The organism is Neisseria canis, from assembly GCF_900636765.1.
GTDB classification, from domain to species: domain Bacteria; phylum Pseudomonadota; class Gammaproteobacteria; order Burkholderiales; family Neisseriaceae; genus Neisseria; species Neisseria canis.
In genome coordinates, this window is sequence record NZ_LR134313.1 from 2,053,864 (window position 1) to 2,070,337 (window position 16,474).

Annotated in this window: 12 protein-coding genes; 7 read left to right on the plus strand and 5 right to left on the minus strand. The window is 50.0% G+C overall.

All coding sequences use genetic code 11. The annotated features are described in order from the left end of the window. Positions 1-25: 25 nt before the first annotated feature. Positions 26-3,118: a TonB-dependent receptor domain-containing protein gene (locus EL143_RS09815; protein ID WP_085416286.1), complete on the minus strand. Its 3,093-nt coding sequence runs from the start codon at positions 3,116-3,118 to the stop codon at positions 26-28. A 336-nt stretch (positions 3,119-3,454) separates the two neighbouring features. Here EL143_RS09815 and EL143_RS09820 point away from each other — a divergent pair, with 336 nt between their 5' ends. The 5 genes from EL143_RS09820 to rbsK all read left to right on the plus strand — a co-directional run bounded on the left by EL143_RS09820 (position 3,455) and on the right by rbsK (position 9,169). Then, positions 3,455-4,201, plus strand: coding sequence for a Slam-dependent surface lipoprotein (locus tag EL143_RS09820; RefSeq protein WP_085416287.1), 747 nt, complete (start codon positions 3,455-3,457; stop codon positions 4,199-4,201). Positions 4,202-4,284: 83 nt separating this feature from the next. Then, positions 4,285-5,715: a porin family protein gene (locus EL143_RS09825; protein WP_085416351.1), complete on the plus strand. Its 1,431-nt coding sequence runs from the start codon at positions 4,285-4,287 to the stop codon at positions 5,713-5,715. A gap of 115 nt (positions 5,716-5,830) precedes the next feature. Continuing rightward, a complete protein-coding gene (locus EL143_RS09830; RefSeq protein ID WP_085416288.1) occupies positions 5,831-7,819 on the plus strand; it encodes a DNA topoisomerase IV subunit B in 1,989 nt (662 codons plus the stop codon). A 145-nt stretch (positions 7,820-7,964) separates the two neighbouring features. Next, positions 7,965-8,222, plus strand: coding sequence for a GNAT family N-acetyltransferase (locus EL143_RS09835; RefSeq protein WP_085416289.1), 258 nt, complete (start codon positions 7,965-7,967; stop codon positions 8,220-8,222). 44 nt (positions 8,223-8,266) lie between these two features. Beyond that, a complete protein-coding gene (gene rbsK / locus EL143_RS09840) occupies positions 8,267-9,169 on the plus strand; it encodes a ribokinase (RefSeq protein ID WP_085416290.1) in 903 nt (300 codons plus the stop codon). Positions 9,170-9,252: 83 nt separating this feature from the next. Here the strand turns inward: rbsK and serS are convergent, their stop codons facing one another. The 3 genes from serS to EL143_RS09855 all read right to left on the minus strand — a co-directional run bounded on the left by serS (position 9,253) and on the right by EL143_RS09855 (position 12,009). Beyond that, entirely contained in the window at positions 9,253-10,560 is a 1,308-nt protein-coding gene (serS, locus tag EL143_RS09845) for a serine--tRNA ligase (RefSeq protein WP_085416291.1), read from the minus strand. A 138-nt stretch (positions 10,561-10,698) separates the two neighbouring features. Next, positions 10,699-11,658 (minus strand): FKBP-type peptidyl-prolyl cis-trans isomerase, encoded by a 960-nt coding sequence (locus tag EL143_RS09850; RefSeq protein ID WP_232001284.1) that lies wholly within the window; start codon positions 11,656-11,658, stop codon positions 10,699-10,701. 144 nt (positions 11,659-11,802) lie between these two features. After that, a complete protein-coding gene (locus EL143_RS09855) occupies positions 11,803-12,009 on the minus strand; it encodes a (2Fe-2S)-binding protein (RefSeq protein WP_085416292.1) in 207 nt (68 codons plus the stop codon). A gap of 248 nt (positions 12,010-12,257) precedes the next feature. On the opposite strand from EL143_RS09855, the gene EL143_RS09860 reads away from it, so the two are divergent. Further along, on the plus strand, positions 12,258-13,601 hold the full coding sequence (locus EL143_RS09860; protein WP_085416293.1) for an aldehyde dehydrogenase family protein: 1,344 nt from the start codon (positions 12,258-12,260) through the stop codon (positions 13,599-13,601). A gap of 5 nt (positions 13,602-13,606) precedes the next feature. Further along, the gene (locus EL143_RS09865; RefSeq protein ID WP_085416294.1) at positions 13,607-14,344 is read left to right on the plus strand and encodes a toxin-antitoxin system YwqK family antitoxin; all 738 of its coding nucleotides are present in this window, start codon (positions 13,607-13,609) and stop codon (positions 14,342-14,344) included. Positions 14,345-14,453: 109 nt separating this feature from the next. Here the strand turns inward: EL143_RS09865 and EL143_RS09870 are convergent, their stop codons facing one another. Further along, entirely contained in the window at positions 14,454-16,256 is a 1,803-nt protein-coding gene (locus EL143_RS09870; protein WP_232001285.1) for a peptidyl-prolyl cis-trans isomerase, read from the minus strand. Positions 16,257-16,474: the final 218 nt, after the last annotated feature.

A 16,474-nucleotide genomic window follows, 5' to 3' on the forward strand; every position in this document is an offset into this window, starting at 1 on the left:
ACGCTAGGATTTTCTACAGCATTCCTTAAAACTTTTTGCTCAAAGAAAAACGGAACGCCCTACCCGGTGCCGGCATATTCGACCGGGTAATCGGGTCGAAATAATAGCGGTTGGTCAGGTTGGTGCCCGAAAACTCCACACTTAAGTCGTTTTTAAAGTTGTATTTCACATAGGCATCCACAATAGCGGCAGCATGCCATGGAATTGAGCCGTTCAGCCCTGTCACATTGGTATCAGAATTGCGGTAATATTTTTGGGCGTACTCTTTCGCTTCCGCCGAACGCTTGTAGCCGGTATGGTAGGTCAGGCGGCCGCCCGCTTCCAGCTTGCGGTCGAAGAAACGGCCGCCCACCAGCAAATTGAAATTGTATTTCGGCAATTCCATGTTATACATATAGCCCAATGGGAACCCGCCGTCTATGCATTTCGGCGATTGGCCGAAATAAACATCCGTCCGCGCCGCCTGATTTTCATCACACACGCGGTTGCTCAACAGATAATTGGCGCCCAATTCGGCAAAAAACTTGCCGTTATCATAGCGGGAAGAGAGCTCCAAGCCCGAAGTGGCCCATTTGTCGCGCTGTATAAAAGTGAGTTCATCGCCCCGGTCTATCGGGTTCCGGATGGTGTTTTTATACCATGCCAGCTTAATATCGGCATTTTCAGGATTGCCCGGCAAGATGTCCCGCAAATTATGCACATAGCCGATTTCCAGATTGGTACCGCGCTCGGGCTTCATTTTGTAGGAACGGCGGCTTGCGCTAAAGCCGGAAATATCTTCGAAGCTGCTCGGCATCCTTGTGGTTTGCGCCCATCTGCCGTAAAGCCTGCCATTGTCGGCCAATCGGTAAGATAAGGAAAAAGTAGGCGACCAGGCATGTGCTTTTCTTTTAATCAGCTTCTCCTTCCAACCCGAGTTTTCCAAAGCTGCCATTTGCGCCCTGAGTGTCCGGGCCTTAGCTTCCAATTCAGGCCTGCGCTCAGGTTCGAAGTTTTTTTCCAAATTATCTTCAATCAAGCTCAAATCCCTTCCCAGCGATTGATATCTTGCAAGCACGCCGTCGGATTCGCCGCCGGTATCTATATTCTGTATCTGCTTACCGTTCTGTCCCGACAATTGCGGCACCCGCCAACCGTTTTTCTCCGCTTGTCCGTTTAAGAAAGGATTGTCTGCGCGCGATATTTTTCCGTATTCATCACGCGGAATCATATAAGTATTGCTCTGCCAAGCTAGCTGATCAGCTTCCTGTTCAGTCATACCGGTTTCAATATAGCTCTGCTTAAGTGCTTGGTCCTGCTCTTCATAATGGATAATATAGCCAAGCTCGCCGGATAATATATTTTTCAGTTTGCTGTAATCCTCTTCCGTCATAGTATATTCCGGCGATGCACCATTGCGGCTTAAATTATCCTTGGATAGGTGATTTTGCCGCTCATTCCACTCTATTCTCTCGTTTTCCATAAATAAATCGTGCAATGAACGGGTTTTGGCCAGCAATTCATTTGCCCAAGTATCTTCAGAGCTGTAATGGTTGTAGCGCGCGCCCGCATTTACCGAAATCCGGTCGGTAGGCTGCCAGTCGAAATTAAAATAAAGCTTGTATTCATCCCGTTTGCCTTGCCTGGGCGTACTCACCCAAGATACATCTTGCTCCGCCAACTTCCTCCAAGTATCGTCAGGCGTACCAAGCTTTTCATATTGATAGCTGCCGCCCAAGGTTAAGTTTAAAGAATCGTGCAGCTTCATTTTATTGGTCAGGTAAACGCCCCAACGGTTATTGGTGTTCTTATTCAGCGAGCCGTGAAGAATGGTGGTTCTCTGCAGGCTATTCAAGCTAGGGTTACGCGAATTTTTATAGTTGCCCAAATCATAAACCATGCCGCCGCTGTTTTGCAGCGCCATATCCGCTTTGTTCAACCAAATACCGCTTTCCAAATCAAGCCAGCGGTTTTCCAGCTTCCAGCGGTAATCCAGCGTGTAGGTATCCATTTTGATTTTGCTTAAAGGCCATTGCGGCAGCAGGGCACCGTCTTTCGTTGCAATGCCGTAAATCCTCGAAGGCATAATTTCGCCGTAGCGGCTGTCCAAGCGGCGGTAGCCAAGCTGGATAGCCTGTTTATCAGTGGGTTTGAACGTACCTTTCAGCAAAAAAGAGCGGTTGTTGAGCGAAGTATTAAATACTTCGCTTCGCCCTTCAAACATATTCTCCGAAATATTTTCTGAAGCAATACCGGGAATGTTCACTCCCCCTGCATGATAAATCTGCTCATAGCGGTGCTTGCCGCCCTTACCCGCATAATGGTTGCCGTGATAGCGGTAGGCATAAGCGGCCACCAGCTCCGTGCGGTCGGTTTTGGCCGCCAAGGCAACCCGCGCAGCCTGGTCATGCCCGAATGTTTTGGCATCGCCTCCTGCTTTTTTAGGCAACTTGTGAAAATGGTTGGCCAAATCTTGATAGCTGCCGCGCAGCTGCGTACCCACCAGATTGAGGTCGGGAACACGTTCGCCCGCCATATTATTCGCCGCTTCCACCCGGATATCGGCGCCGAATTTGCGGTCGGGCTTTAAAATATCGTCGGCTTCCAGTGTTTTAATCGCAATGCCGCCTCCTACCGAGCTTTCAAACCCGCGGGTAAGCGAAGCACCTTTTTCAACCCTGATGCTGCTGATCAACATCGGGTCGATATAAGTGCGGTTGTTGGCTCCGTTATATCCCCGCCACACCGTAACGCCGTTTTCGGCGCCGTCAATGGTTACCGGCACCCTGCCCTGACCTTGGATTCCTCGGATATTCGGATCAATGCCGCCGCTGTTGCGCGCATCGCCGATGCCCACGCCTATCATGCCTTTAAACAAATCTGCCGATGCCGTGCCACGAAACAGATCTATCTGGTCTTTATCTCGATAAAGGCTGGAAATGTCTTCTTCATACACCTTATCATGCCCTGCCTGATGGCGGTTATAACGCCCGCGCACAGTTACCGTGTCCACTTCGGTAACATTTTCTTCAGCTTCGCCATTGCCTGCAGGGTTCACTTCATCGGCACCGGCTGCGGACGCAGCCATATACGCCATTGCGATACTCAGAGCTAAATAATTGTATTTGATGTTTGCCACGGCACATGTTCTCCTACATAAATCTTAAAATCAAAAAACAATTGCTTAATAATAGATGAATGATATTAATTTTTATTTAATTAATTTATATTCGGCTTGCATAGCCTAACGAACGGTCATCAATCGACCCTTAGCTTAAAACCACAGTTTCAAACAAAACTATCCCAAACAAAATCAAACTTATAAAAATAATTTCACATAAGTTTATAAATTTTAATATTATGAAATTAAAAATAATAATACTAATTTTTATTTACTTAGTTATAATATGCAAACTTGGTAACTATAACTAGCCAAGTTTGTTTAACCGCACAACTTTCTCAAAGGAAATAAACAATGAAAAAACATCAATTGATTTTATTGGCCGGCGCTGCTTTGTCTCTAGCACCTACCGCTTTCGCGGTAACAGCCGAAGGCTTGAGTGATACCACCCACATTACGGTCGGCGCTGCTGCTCCTGATAATCAAGGAACCCACCAAGCAGGCGGAGGGGAACCGGGCATCGGTGCAAAAGGTTTTCATGGTGGGAAAAGAGTTTCTTTCTTTAACTTAGCATCCCTCACTCGAAACAACAGAGGCGGCACAATGGATAAGCACGGCGTATCCCGTATTCCCGCCTCAACAGCCAACCACCGTCCAAACCTCGGTGCATTCAACTTCCAGCAAGTTATCGGCCATGAAGCTTACTATGGTGAATGGACCCAAGCCGGTGACACAAAAGGCGACACACGCACGGTTTATTATTCAGGCAGGCATAAAGCCACCAACGTACCGACCGCCGGTACAGCCATCTATCATGTTAAGGGCATCAACCGCTACAACGGTGCCAACTTGATGGCAGGTACTCTGCGTGCAGACTTCGGCAAAAAAACTTTGCACGGCGCTTTAAACAACTCGTCTTTCACGCTGGGTATCAATGCCAAAATCGATCCGGCTAAGGCTTCGTTTGTCGGCACCGCCACTGCCCCAGGCCAACGCGGCGTAACCAGCGGCCACTTTTACGGCAACCGCGCTACCGGCGTTGCGGGCATCGCAAAATTCCAAAACCGCGCTTACGATACAGCTTTCGGCGGCAAACGCTAAGCAGTTCGTTGCTTAACCGAAACAACCGATACGGCAACCGCCGTATCGGTTTCATCATTATTCCTTTTTTCAGACAGGCTTTTATGTTGAAAAAATCAGTTTACCTCTGCTTGGCCTTTTCCCTTCCCGCCTTTGCAGACGACAACACGGCTCAACGGCTTTGGCAAAGCACCCGTCAAGCAGTAGAAAACCAAGACCGTAAAGCATTAAAAGAAGAAACATTTTTTCAGACAGGCATGGAAGCCGACACACCCGATCAAGAGCATACGCAGCAAGACAAAGGCGAAGCTTTATTCTCGGCAATCGGGCGCAACGATTGGCACACGGTGCGCAGCCTGCTTGACGAATACCGCCGTCAGCCGCAACGCGATCCGGACATCGCCCTGTTTGCCGAAGCCGCCCTCGCCCGCTCAGACGGCAAACTAAACGAAGCCCGCAAGCATTATGAACTGCTGCTGCAACGCCAACCCGATTTCATACGCGGGCGGCTGGACTTGGCGCGTTTATTGTTTGAAGACCAATTAAATAAAGAATCGGCGGAAGAGTTTGCCAAAATTCCCGCCGATCAAGTGCCCGAAGCAGTAAACGACAATATCCGCCTGTTTCAATCTGCTTTGGAAAATCGACAAAAATGGCAAGGCTCTGTTTCTACAGGTTTAATCTGGAGCAGCAATATAAATGAAGGCTCAGACGGCTCTGAATGTCTGCATATCGAAGAATTAGGCGACATTTGGGAGCATTGTCAAAACGGCGAATCATCAGAAGAAGCATTTGGCATCAATTATGAAACCGCAGCTTCCCGCCGCTTTCAAATTAACGGGCATCACGGCTTGAACACCCGCATACTGGCATACGGCAAAACCTACCGAAACCATCAAAAATACAATGAACACACGCTCAATTTAAGCGCAGGCTACCAATTTGCCAACGCCAAGCGCACAGTCACTTTGGCGCCGTTGTGGGAATGGGGCAGCAGCGGCCAACATGCACAACACCGCGCTTACGGCGCCCGCACAGAATGGAACGAAACCCGCAGCCGCTGGTCATGGAACACCGAGGCCGAATGGAAAAAGCAGATTTATTTCAACAACGATATGAAACACAATAACCACCGCCTGTTTTCCGTGTTCAACACCTTATCATACGGCTTGCGGGATGATGTTGTTATCTTCGGCGGTTTGGATTGGCAGCAGCGCTTTTCCGAAGAACCGACCGAAAGCTACCGCCAACCTGCCATCCGGCTTGGCGCGGCAAAACAATTTGCCGGCGGCTTCGACGCCTCGTTCTACACCCTGCTCCGCCACCGTTCCTACAAACAAGAAAATGAATTCTTAGGCAAACGGCGCAGGGATAACGAACAAATCCACACCTTAAGCCTCGGCGCCGACCGCTGGAAAATGGCCGGTATCAAACCCGTTCTTACACTCAAACACCGCCGTGTCAACAGCAATATCAAATGGCTGAACAGCTTCAAGCAAAATGAAATCGGCATCTCATTGATGAAACACTTTTAACACCCGCAATGCCTGTCTGAAAGTTTCAGACAGGCATTAGTTACATGCCCGCGCGGCCCAGTTTTAGAGCTGTTGTGTTAAAATCCGAATCTATTTTTCATTCAAACACATTTTTATGTCGAACCCAGCAAAGCAATACAGCGAATCCAGTATCACCGTTCTCAAAGGCTTGGAGCCGGTAAAAGAACGGCCGGGCATGTACACCCGCACCGACAGCCCCACCCACATCTGCCAAGAAGTGATCGACAACGCCGCCGACGAAGCGCTCGGCGGTTTTGCCGATGAAATTAAAGTGGAAATCCACGAAGACGGCTCGCTTTCCGTGCGCGACAACGGGCGCGGCATTCCGGTGGGGTTGCATCCGGTGGAGGGCTTGCCGGTAGTGGAGCTGGTGTTCACGCAGCTTCATGCTGGCGGCAAGTTCAACAAGAAAGACGGCGGCAGCGCGTATGCCTTTTCAGGCGGCCTGCACGGGGTGGGCGTGTCGGTAACCAACGCGCTTTCCAAACGCCTCGAAGTGACCGTGAAGCGCGAAGGCAAAATCCACCGCATCGTGTTTGCGGGCGGAGCGGTGGTGGAGCCGCTGGCCGAAGTCGGCAAATGCGCGGTGAAAGACAGCGGCACCGAAGTGCGCGTGTGGCCGGACGGCAAATATTTTGAAAGCCCGCAATACAGCATCGCCGAACTCGAACGCCTGTTGCGCGCCAAAGCGGTGCTGCTGCCGGGCGTTACCGTGTCGCTCACCCGTCCCGTCAAAGGCCAGCCCGATCCGCACGTGCAGACGTGGCATTATCCCAACGGCCTCAAAAGCTATCTGCTCGACTTAATCAGCGAGGCGCAGGAAGCCGTGCCGGTGTTCGCTTCGGAAAACTATCTTTCAGACGGCCACGACAGCGATTTCAGCGCGGGCGAAGGTGCGGCGTTTGCGCTCACTTGGCTGGAAGAAGGCTCGTGCAACAGCGAAAGCTATGTGAACCTGATTCCCACCCCGCTCGGCGGCACGCACGAAGCCGGTTTGAAACAGGCCGTGTTCCAAGCGGTCAACAACTTCATCAACCATCACAATCTGCTGCCGCGCGGCGTGAAAGTGCAGAGCGACGACGTGTTCAGCCGCGTGGCATTCGTGTTGTCCGCCCGCGTGCTCGACCCGCAATTCCAAGGCCAAACCAAAGATAAGCTCACCAACCGCGACGCGCTCAAGCTCGTCGCCGCCGTGTCGGGCGACCCGCTGGAATTATGGCTCAACCAAAACGTCGAAGCCGGTAAAAAAATCGCCGAACTCGCCATCAAGCAGGCGCAGGCGCGGATGCGTTCGGTGAAAAAAATCGAGAAGAAAAAAGGCAGCGGCGTGGCCGTGCTGCCCGGCAAGCTCACCGATTGCGAAAGCGAAGACATCCGCGAAAACGAACTCTTCTTAGTGGAGGGCGACTCGGCGGGCGGTTCGGCCAAACTCGCGCGCGACAAAGCCACCCAAGCCATTTTGCCCTTGCGCGGCAAAGTGTTGAACAGTTTTGAAGTGCATCAAGACCAACTGTTCGGCAATGCCGAAATCCACGACATCGCCGTCGCCATCGGCGTTGACCCGCACGGCGCGAACGACAACCCCGATTTAAGCGGCCTGCGCTACGGCAAAATCGCCATCCTTTCCGATGCCGACGTGGACGGCTCGCACATCCAAGTACTGCTGCTTACCCTGTTTTACCGCCACTTCCCCAAACTGGTTTCAGACGGCCATATCTATGTAGCCCAGCCGCCGCTGTTCCGCGTGGATGTCAACGCGCAAGGCAAAAGCAAACCCGCGCGCAAATTCTACGCGCTCGATCAGGGCGAGTTGGACGGCATTTTGGAGCGGCTGCAAAAAGAAGGCGTGAAAGAAACCGCCTATTCCATCAGCCGCTTCAAAGGCTTGGGCGAGATGAACCCCGACCAGCTCAAAGACACCACCATGCACCCCGACACCCGCCGCCTGTTACGCGTCAGCATTCCCGAAGGTGCGGGAAAAGAAACGCATGATATTTTTGTCAAACTGATGGGCAAAGGCGAAGCCGCCAGCCGCCGCGCATGGATGGAAGCCGAGGGCGATAAAGCGGAAGTGGATATTTAATCAACGGCTTATTCAAACCCTGCCGCAAACAATGCCTGTCTGAAAACCTTTTTCAGACAGGCATTGCCACTTGCAGCCGAACCACTTAAGATGCAATATCAATACATGAGTGAACGAATATAAAGTCAAATTACAGGAGGCCGCAATGCATACCGTCACTTACCACCCCGAGCAGCAAAAATTTACCGCCCGCCACAACGGCAGCGAGTCGGGTTTCCTCACCTACCAAATCCGCGGCGACAATACTTGGAATATCGACCATACCGTTGTACACCCCGAGTTTCGCGGGCAAGGGCTGGCCAAAGTTTTGGTGGATGCCGCCATCGCCGAAGCGGAAACCAAACAAATCAAACTCACCGCCACATGCAGCTATGCGGATAAAATCCTACAAAGAAAAAAATAACCCCGAATCGATTGAATTGATACAGTTTAGCCCCGGAGTTTCATATGAATGCCCCAAAAATCGTTGTAATCGGCAGCATCAACATGGATTTAGTGACTTCGTCCCCCCGTTTTCCCCAACCGGGCGAAACCTTGCTGGGCACGGGTTTTAACCAATATATGGGCGGCAAAGGCGCCAATCAGGCCGTGGCCGCTGCGCGGCTGGGCGCGCATGTTTCGCTCATCGGCGCGGTGGGCGCGGATCATTTCGGGCAGGTTTTGCTCGACAATCTGAAAAAAGAACGGGTCAACACCGATGCCGTACGCATTATTCAAGACCAACCCAGCGGGCTGGCCAATATCACAGTAGCGGAAGGCGACAACCACATCGTGGTGGTTTCGGGCGCCAATTTCTCGCTCACGCCCTCAGACGTGGAGCAGGAAGAACAGCGGATTGCCTCCGCAGATGTGGTTATGGCGCAGCTGGAAACCCCTTTGGATACCGTGATTGCCAGTGCCAAATTGGCGAAAAAACACGGCAAGCCCTTTATCCTCAACCCTGCACCTGCGCAAAAGCTGCCGCAGGAACTGGTTGCCCTAACCGGCCTGCTCACACCCAATGCTTATGAACTCGCCATCAGCTTAGGCCTGTCTGAAAACCTGACACCTGAAGAAATGCTGCAACAATCGCCCTGCCAAGTGGTGATGACATTAGGCTCGAAAGGCGCTCTGTTTACCGATGAATCGGGCGCGCAACACCGGCAGCCGAGCTTTAAAGTCACCCCTGTCGATACCACCGGCGCAGGCGATACCTTCAACGGCGCACTGGCCGTATTCCTCAATCAAGGTCTGCACGAAGCCGTGAAAAAAGCCTGCGCCGCCGCGGCTCTTTCAGTAACCCGCCCGGGCGCACAAAGCGGTATGCCGGTTTATAAAGAATTGGCCGCTTTCTTAAAGCAAGCCGTTTGAATAAACGAAATGCCTGTCTGAACGTTTTCAGACAGGCATTAACTTTTCAGGCAATCACACCCGAAACCGTGTTCAAACCAAGCTCAACTTTCCGCTTTGGCCGCTTCCAATTTACTCAAACCGCCCAAATAAGGCTGCAATGCCGCCGGGATATTGATTGAACCGTCTGCATTTTGATGATTCTCCAACACCGCCACCAATGTTCTGCCTACCGCAAGCCCGGAGCCGTTTAAAGTGTGGAGCAGGCGGTTTTTGCCGTTTTCGTCTTTAAAACGCGCTTTCATACGGCGGGCTTGGAAGTCTTCGCAATTGGAGCAGCTGGAAATTTCGCGGTAAGTATTTTGCGCCGGCACCCACACTTCCAAATCATATGTTTTGGCCGCACCAAAGCCCATATCGCCGGTGCACAATACGATAACGCGGTAAGGCAGCTCCAGCAATTGGAGGATTTTTTCTGCATGGCCGACCATTTCTTCCAAAGCATCGTAAGATTGGTCGGGATGAACGATTTGCACCATTTCCACTTTGTCGAACTGATGCTGGCGGATCAAACCGCGCACATCCTTACCGTAAGCGCCCGCTTCGCTGCGGAAACAGGGCGAATGGGCGGTTAGTTTTACCGGCAATTCGCTTTCGGCCAAAATGCTATCCGCCACAGTATTGGTAAGAGTCACTTCTGCGGTGGGAATCAGATATTGCGTCGTTTTACTCTCATCGCCGCCGCGGGTTACATGGAATAAATCTTCGCCGAATTTCGGCAGCTGGCCGGTGCCGAACAGCGTGGCGTCGTTCACAATATAGGGTGTGTAGCATTCGGTATAGCCGTGGTTTTGCGTATGGGTATCCAGCATAAACTGCGCCAACGCTCGGTGCAGGCGGGCGATTTGGTTTTTCATCACCGTGAAGCGCGCACCGGAAAGCTTGGCGCCGGTTTCAAAATCCAAACCCAGCGGCGCACCCAAATCAACATGGTCTTTCACTTCAAAATCAAACGCACGCGGCGCGCCTACTTTTCGCACTTCCACATTCTGCGTTTCATCCTCACCCTGCGGTACGCTTTCGTGCGGCAGATTGGGAATGGTTGCCAGCCAAGCGTCCAGCTCGTTTTGCACGGCTTCGTAATCAACGGCGGTTTGCTCCAAATCGGTTTTAATCTGCGCCACTTTCGCCATTGCCTGTCCGGCTTCTTCGTGTTTGCCCTGACCTTTCAATGCGCCGATTTTTTTAGATTCGCTGTTGCGCACCGCTTGCAGTTCTTCGGTTTTTACTTGCAATTGTTTGCGTTTGTTTTCAAGCGCTTCAAAGCGGGCGGTATCGAATTCGTAACCGCGGGCGGCCAAGCGCCCGGCAACGGCTGCTGTGTTATTACGGAGCTGTTGAATGTCTAGCATGGAGAATCCTTAAAGTGGGATTGAAATAAATGCGTATTTTAAACCATAGGCGGCAAACTTCAACACCAGAGCCCGAAACTAAAATGCCTGTCTGAAAGGTTTTCAGACAGGCATATATGGAATTGATGCTGCGCTTGATTACTTGCCTACTTTTTCCAGCTTCACATCAAACACCAAAACAGAGTTGGGCATAATATTGCTACCCGGCGGCGGGTTTTTGCCGTAGGCCAGCTCGGCCGGAATGTAGAAAGTGGCTTCGCTGCCTTCTTTAAGCAGCTGCAAACCTTCCTGCCAACCTTTAATCACACCGCTCAACGGAAAAGTTACGGCTTTGCCCTGGCTGTTGTCAAACTCGGTGCCGTCGATTAATTTACCCACATACACCACGCTTACTTCGTCGCCTGCTTTAGGCAGCTTGCCGCCGCCTTGTTTGGTGATTTTATACTGCAAGCCGCTGGCCGTGGTTTTCACACCTTCTTTGCCGGCGTTTTCTTTCAAAAATGCCTGCCCTTTTTCCAGCTCTTTTTTCGAGAAATTGTCTTCAACCGCTTGCAGGGTTTGGCCGGCCTGCTCCAGCGACATCTGCGTTTTCTTGCTTTCCAATGTGTCGGAAACCGCTTTGGCAAAACTGTCGAAATCCACATTAACGCCGGCTTCTTTTGCGTTTAAAAAGCCGCTGCCGATTTGCGCACCCAGCAAACCGCTGAGGTTTTTCAGCTGTTCTGCGCTGAATTTAGGTGCCGTACCTGAAGATGCCTGCTGCATGATTGCCGGCACTTCCGTTGACAGTTTGGCAAAGGTTTCTTTGCTGAATAAAGGCTCTTTTCCTTGCGCCACGGCTTTCATGTTTTCCAGCAGATAGGCATTGTCGAATGCTACGCCGCGCTGCTTGTAGGCAGATGTAACGAAATCGGTCATTTGCAGGCCGAGGGCATAGCCCACGGTAGTGGGTTCAATGCCGGCTGCGCTTGTGCCGGAAGCGGCCGTTTGATTTGAGGGGGATGAAGCCGTTTGCCCGGCAGTGCCGCCTGGTTTGCAGGCTGCAAGCGATAACGCGGCTGCGATGGCTATGGCGCTGAATTTAAGTGTTGGTTTCATATTCTGCTTTCAAAGTTGAAATAAGGGAAATTAACAGGCTGGCATTCTATAAGAGAATTGGTTTAAGTTTCGTTATATCGTTAAAGAACGTGAAAATGCCTGTCTGAAGCGCTTTCAGACAGGCATTGTAAAATCAGCACGGAATTAAACGGATACTGTGATACCGGCGGTTACGGTGTTTTGGCTTTGCGCACCGTGTGCCGACAGGAAAGAAGAAGCCAAATCGCTGCAACAGCCGCAACAGGTAGCCACGCCCAGCTGAGCCTGCAAATCGCTCAAGGTCGTTGCACCCGCAGCAACGGTTTCTTTGATTTGGTGGTCGGTAATGGCATTGCAGATACATACAAACATAATGGATTCTCCGCGGATGGTTTGTCGTGTTATTGCTTGTAGTTGTTAATGAGATTTAGTCTTGTTGCTAAATATAAATGCAAACTGTTTTTATTGCAAGCATTGGGATTGTAAATTGTGCCGATAGTTTCCGCATAAACCCACAATGCCTGTCTGAAAGCCTCAATTAATGCGAAAAAGCCATGTAGAAAAGGTATAAATAGGATATGATTCAACATCATAATAGGCAAACAAATACCGGAGCACCAGTGTTTCTCAGCAAGCATGCTATCTCGCAGGAAGTGTTATTCGAGCGCGCGGCGGAGCCTTATTCCGAATTCGCCGAAAAACTGGCTTTGTTAAAACAACGGCAGCAAATATTTGCTGCTTTGCCGGTAACCAAGCGGGCCGCTTTACTGTCGGAATTCGGCAGCCGCCTGAAAGCAAAGCGGGCCGAACTTGCACGCATGGTTTGCGAAGAAGTCGGCCGCTGCCTGAGGGAATGTGAAGCAGAGTTGGATAAGTCGGTCGAGCTGATTCATTATTACAGCCACCTTTCCCCTGAATTGCTTGCGCATAAAACCATTGCAACACAGGCCAGTTTAAGCCAGGTTAGGTTTGAGCCTTTGGGCGTAGTGCTGGCGGTGATGCCGTGGAATTATCCGGTGTGGCAGATTTTGCGCTTTGCCGTCTCTGCTTTGTGCGCGGGAAATGCTTGTGCCGTCAAACCCGCCCCCAGCGTGGCAAGGGTAACCGCCGCCCTGTTTGATTTGGTGGGCGACGATTTACCTTTTATCCCCGCCTGGCTTGCACACGAAGATTTGGAACATGCCATTGCCGATGCAGATGCCTTAGCCTTTACCGGCTCGGTGGAAACCGGCCGCATTTTGGCCGGATATGCAGGCAGGCATTTGAAGAAAACCGTATTGGAACTTGGCGGAAGTAATGCTTTTATCGTGTTACCGGATGCCGATTTGGCTCAAGCGGCCAAAGATGCCTGCTATTCCCGCTTCCGTGATGCCGGGCAGTCTTGCAATGCGGCCAAACGCATTATCGTTACCGAAGCTGTGGCAGAAGAATTTACCGGCTTGTTTCTGAAAGAATGTGCCTGTCTGAAAACAGGCAATCCGATGTTGCCGGAAACAACATTGGCTCCGCTCCACAGTGAAGACTTACGCAACCAGATACACGGGCAAGTGCAGGATGCCGTGGCAAACGGTGCGGAAATTTTATGCGGCGGCTTTTTACCCGAAAGCAAAGGTTGGTTTTATCCGGCCACGGTTTTGGCAGATGTAAACCCCGATTGCCGCGTATATCACGAAGAAGTGTTCGGCCCCGTAGCCGTTTTACTGCGTGCCCGCGACGCTGAAGATGCCGTTCGCCTCGCCAACGACAATCCTTTTGGATTGGGCGCCAGCATTTATACCGGCAACGAAGAAGCAGCATGGCAATATGCACAAAAGCTGCAAACCGGTGCGGTATATATCAACCGTCATACCAGCAGCGATTTAAGGTTGCCTTTCGGCGGCGTGAAAGCATCGGGTTTCGGAAGGGAATTATCAGAGTTTGGCTTATATGAATTCGTAAACGTAAAAACTTACTGGCAGAAATAAAAATAATGAATACACTATGGAAACACGCTTATCTGGCCGCATTAGCCACTTTCCCGCTAATGCTGTATGCATCTGACTTACAAAAAACATATTTTAACGAACGCGGGCAACATATAGACGATGCCGCGCATGCTGCTTATGAGCGCCAATATGAAACTGACGGCACTCTGGCAAAAGCACGTGACTTCTACTATCCCTCAATGAAAAAATATTCTGATCCTTATGAAATTCCCCTATCGGAAATCAAAAAATTTGTGCCCAATCTGCAAAACGGTACACTGACACTTTGGCATTTCAACGGTACAAAAAAAATGACCGGTTCATACCGCTATGGCAAGCCCCACGGCACTTGGATCAATTGGCACGCCAACGGCCAAAAATCCGCCGTGATACCCTATATAAACGGCAAAGCCGAAGGTCTGGGTGAAAGGTTTTACCGTAACGGCAATAAAGAAAGCGAAATCCGTTTCCGCAATAACAAGGCCAACGGGCTGCATAAACAATGGTATCTGAGCGGAAAACCCAAAAGCGAAAGCATCATCCACAATGATGAAGTCACCACATTGGTTACTTGGGATGAAGAAGGCCGCTTAACTTCCGAATTAAGCATTGCCAACGGCAAACGCAGCGGCATCGTTTTAGATTGGTATCCCGGCGGAGAAAAAAAATCAGAGTCCGCATACCACGATGACATATTAGTAGATCGAAAGGTTTGGGACGAAGATGGCAACATCTTAGAATAAGCTTTTTGAAGAATATAATCACACGGAATATACTTCTCTGAAAACCAATTTAAAATGCCTGTCTGAAAGCTTTTCAGACAGGCATTTTTCGGATTATACCCTTCGGCTTTTATGAAGCTTCATTTTCAGAAGCAAGTTTTTGCGAACCGTTTTCCTGCTTAATTTCACGTTGCAGATAGCGCAGGAACGCATCATAGAAATTGATGTTCATGCTGTGTACCAGAGCAGCACGGGTGTTCGGGATTTGCGCCTCAATATTTTCCGGTTCTTCGATACTCTGCACTTCTATCAATACCGGCTGAGGCAGGTTTTCCGCCAACACATAAACCGGTTTGTCTTTTTGCGGTTTGGCTTTCAAAAGCTGACTCACTTCTTCAGGCCCCAAAACACGGCCTGCATCGGCTCTAGTCAGTTTTTGGACAGGAGACCACTGCACATCCACTTTTTCGCCTGTTTTCAAATCCGCTAAAGTCTGCTTAGCCTGATCAAGCGCCAGTTTGCGGGCTTGCGAAGCCAAATAGGCCGATTTTACTTTTTCTTTGGCCGCTTCAAACGGCTCTGTTGTTTCTTGGCGCACATCCGTTACGCGCACGACCGTAACCACACCGTTGCCTAAAGAAATCGGCTCCGAATTATGCTTGGTCTTCAAAGATTCTTCACTAAACAGCGCCTTGGCCATTTCAGGAGAACCCATCTTTTCTGTTTCGCGTTCCGCTTCGGCTTTGCTTACCCATTGGTCAATCGTGTTCAGCTTCACACCCATTTTTTCAGCAACTTTGGCCAAATCAGTAGGATGGTCAAAAGCCGCATTTTCCAATTCTTCGCGCGCTTTGGTCATCGCCTGCTGGGCTTTTTTCAACTTGATTTCTTCGGCCAGCCAAGCACGGTCTTGTTCAAAGTTCGGCTTATCGCGAATTTCATTCAGCTTGATAATATGATAGCCATATTCCGTTTGAACAGGCTCGCTAACCTTGCCTTGCTCCATTGCAAAAACGGCATCTTCAAAAGCTTTGCCGAGTTTACCGCCCTGCTGTACAAAACCCAAATGACCGCCATTTGCAGCAGTGGCTGCATCAACAGAATATTTTTTCGCCAGTTCTCCAAACGATGCAGGCTTGGCTTTTGCCTCTGCCACAATTGCCGCAGCCAGTTTTTTATTCGCTTCTTTTTCTTCGTCTGTGTTGCCCAAAGGAACAAGAATGTGCTGAACGGAACGGCGCGCCTTACCCTCGTTGGCAGACTGCTCATACGCAGCTTTAATTTCAGCCTCGCTAACCGTCTGCTTGCCGATTAAATCATCCGGTGTCAATGCAATGTATTGAAATTTTACGGCTTGAGGCAAAACATAGTTTTGCTTATTGGCTTCGTAATAGCTTTTCAATGTTGCATCATCCAAGCTGACTTTGCCTACAAATGCTTCAGGATTGATTGAAACCATCCGCACGACACGCGGTGCATTTAAAATACTCACAATCTGTTTGGCTTGAGCGTCGCTTACAATCGCGCCGTCTCTCGACAGGTTTTCCAAAGTTTCCAAAGCCATGGTGTCGCGCTCTTGCTCAACCAATTGATCTTCAGAAATCCCGATTTGCTTCAGATATTCATTAAATTTGGCTTGGCTGAATTTGCCGTTTTCTTGAAATATGGGCGCATTGGCAATTTTCTTTTTCAGCGTTTCCATTGACACACCGATACCCATCAAACGTGCACCTTCTGTCAGGTAAGCATGCTGCAATAAGCTTTGGTAAACACTTGCGGGCGGTACGTTGGCATTACCACTGTTTTGCAGATTTCTCAAAGCTTGATTGATTTGCTCCTGGCTGATTTTTTGGTCGCCTACTTTTGTGATGTAATCCGATCCGCCGGATGCAACCGTATTAACACCGAAACCGACAAATGTTAAAGCTATCAACCCCATAACGACCTTTGCCAAGCCGTTGTATTTTTCTATGGTAGAAAACATAGTAATGAATAGAATATAAAAATGGGCATTGTAACGTATTTTAGTTTTTTACGCACAAAAGCCCGAATTTAATCAATTTGTATTTTTCAATAGCAATGCAGAGCATTAATTAATAGCCGCTCGGTAAAAATCAGCATTGATACAGCAATCAAGCATAAAAATACCTA

Excerpts from the sequence above, each read along its gene's own strand:
- EL143_RS09820 (WP_085416287.1), top strand. The coding sequence starts at position 3,455 with ATGAAAAAACATCAATTGATTTTATTGGCCGGCGCTGCTTTGTCTCTA.
- EL143_RS09825 (WP_085416351.1), top strand. The coding sequence starts at position 4,285 with ATGTTGAAAAAATCAGTTTACCTCTGCTTGGCCTTTTCCCTTCCCGCC.
- EL143_RS09830 (WP_085416288.1), top strand. The coding sequence starts at position 5,831 with ATGTCGAACCCAGCAAAGCAATACAGCGAATCCAGTATCACCGTTCTC.
- EL143_RS09835 (WP_085416289.1), top strand. The coding sequence starts at position 7,965 with ATGCATACCGTCACTTACCACCCCGAGCAGCAAAAATTTACCGCCCGC.
- rbsK (WP_085416290.1), top strand. The coding sequence starts at position 8,267 with ATGAATGCCCCAAAAATCGTTGTAATCGGCAGCATCAACATGGATTTA.
- serS (WP_085416291.1), bottom strand. The coding sequence starts at position 10,560 with ATGCTAGACATTCAACAGCTCCGTAATAACACAGCAGCCGTTGCCGGG.
- EL143_RS09850 (WP_232001284.1), bottom strand. The coding sequence starts at position 11,658 with ATGAAACCAACACTTAAATTCAGCGCCATAGCCATCGCAGCCGCGTTA.
- EL143_RS09855 (WP_085416292.1), bottom strand. The coding sequence starts at position 12,009 with ATGTTTGTATGTATCTGCAATGCCATTACCGACCACCAAATCAAAGAA.
- EL143_RS09865 (WP_085416294.1), top strand. The coding sequence starts at position 13,607 with ATGAATACACTATGGAAACACGCTTATCTGGCCGCATTAGCCACTTTC.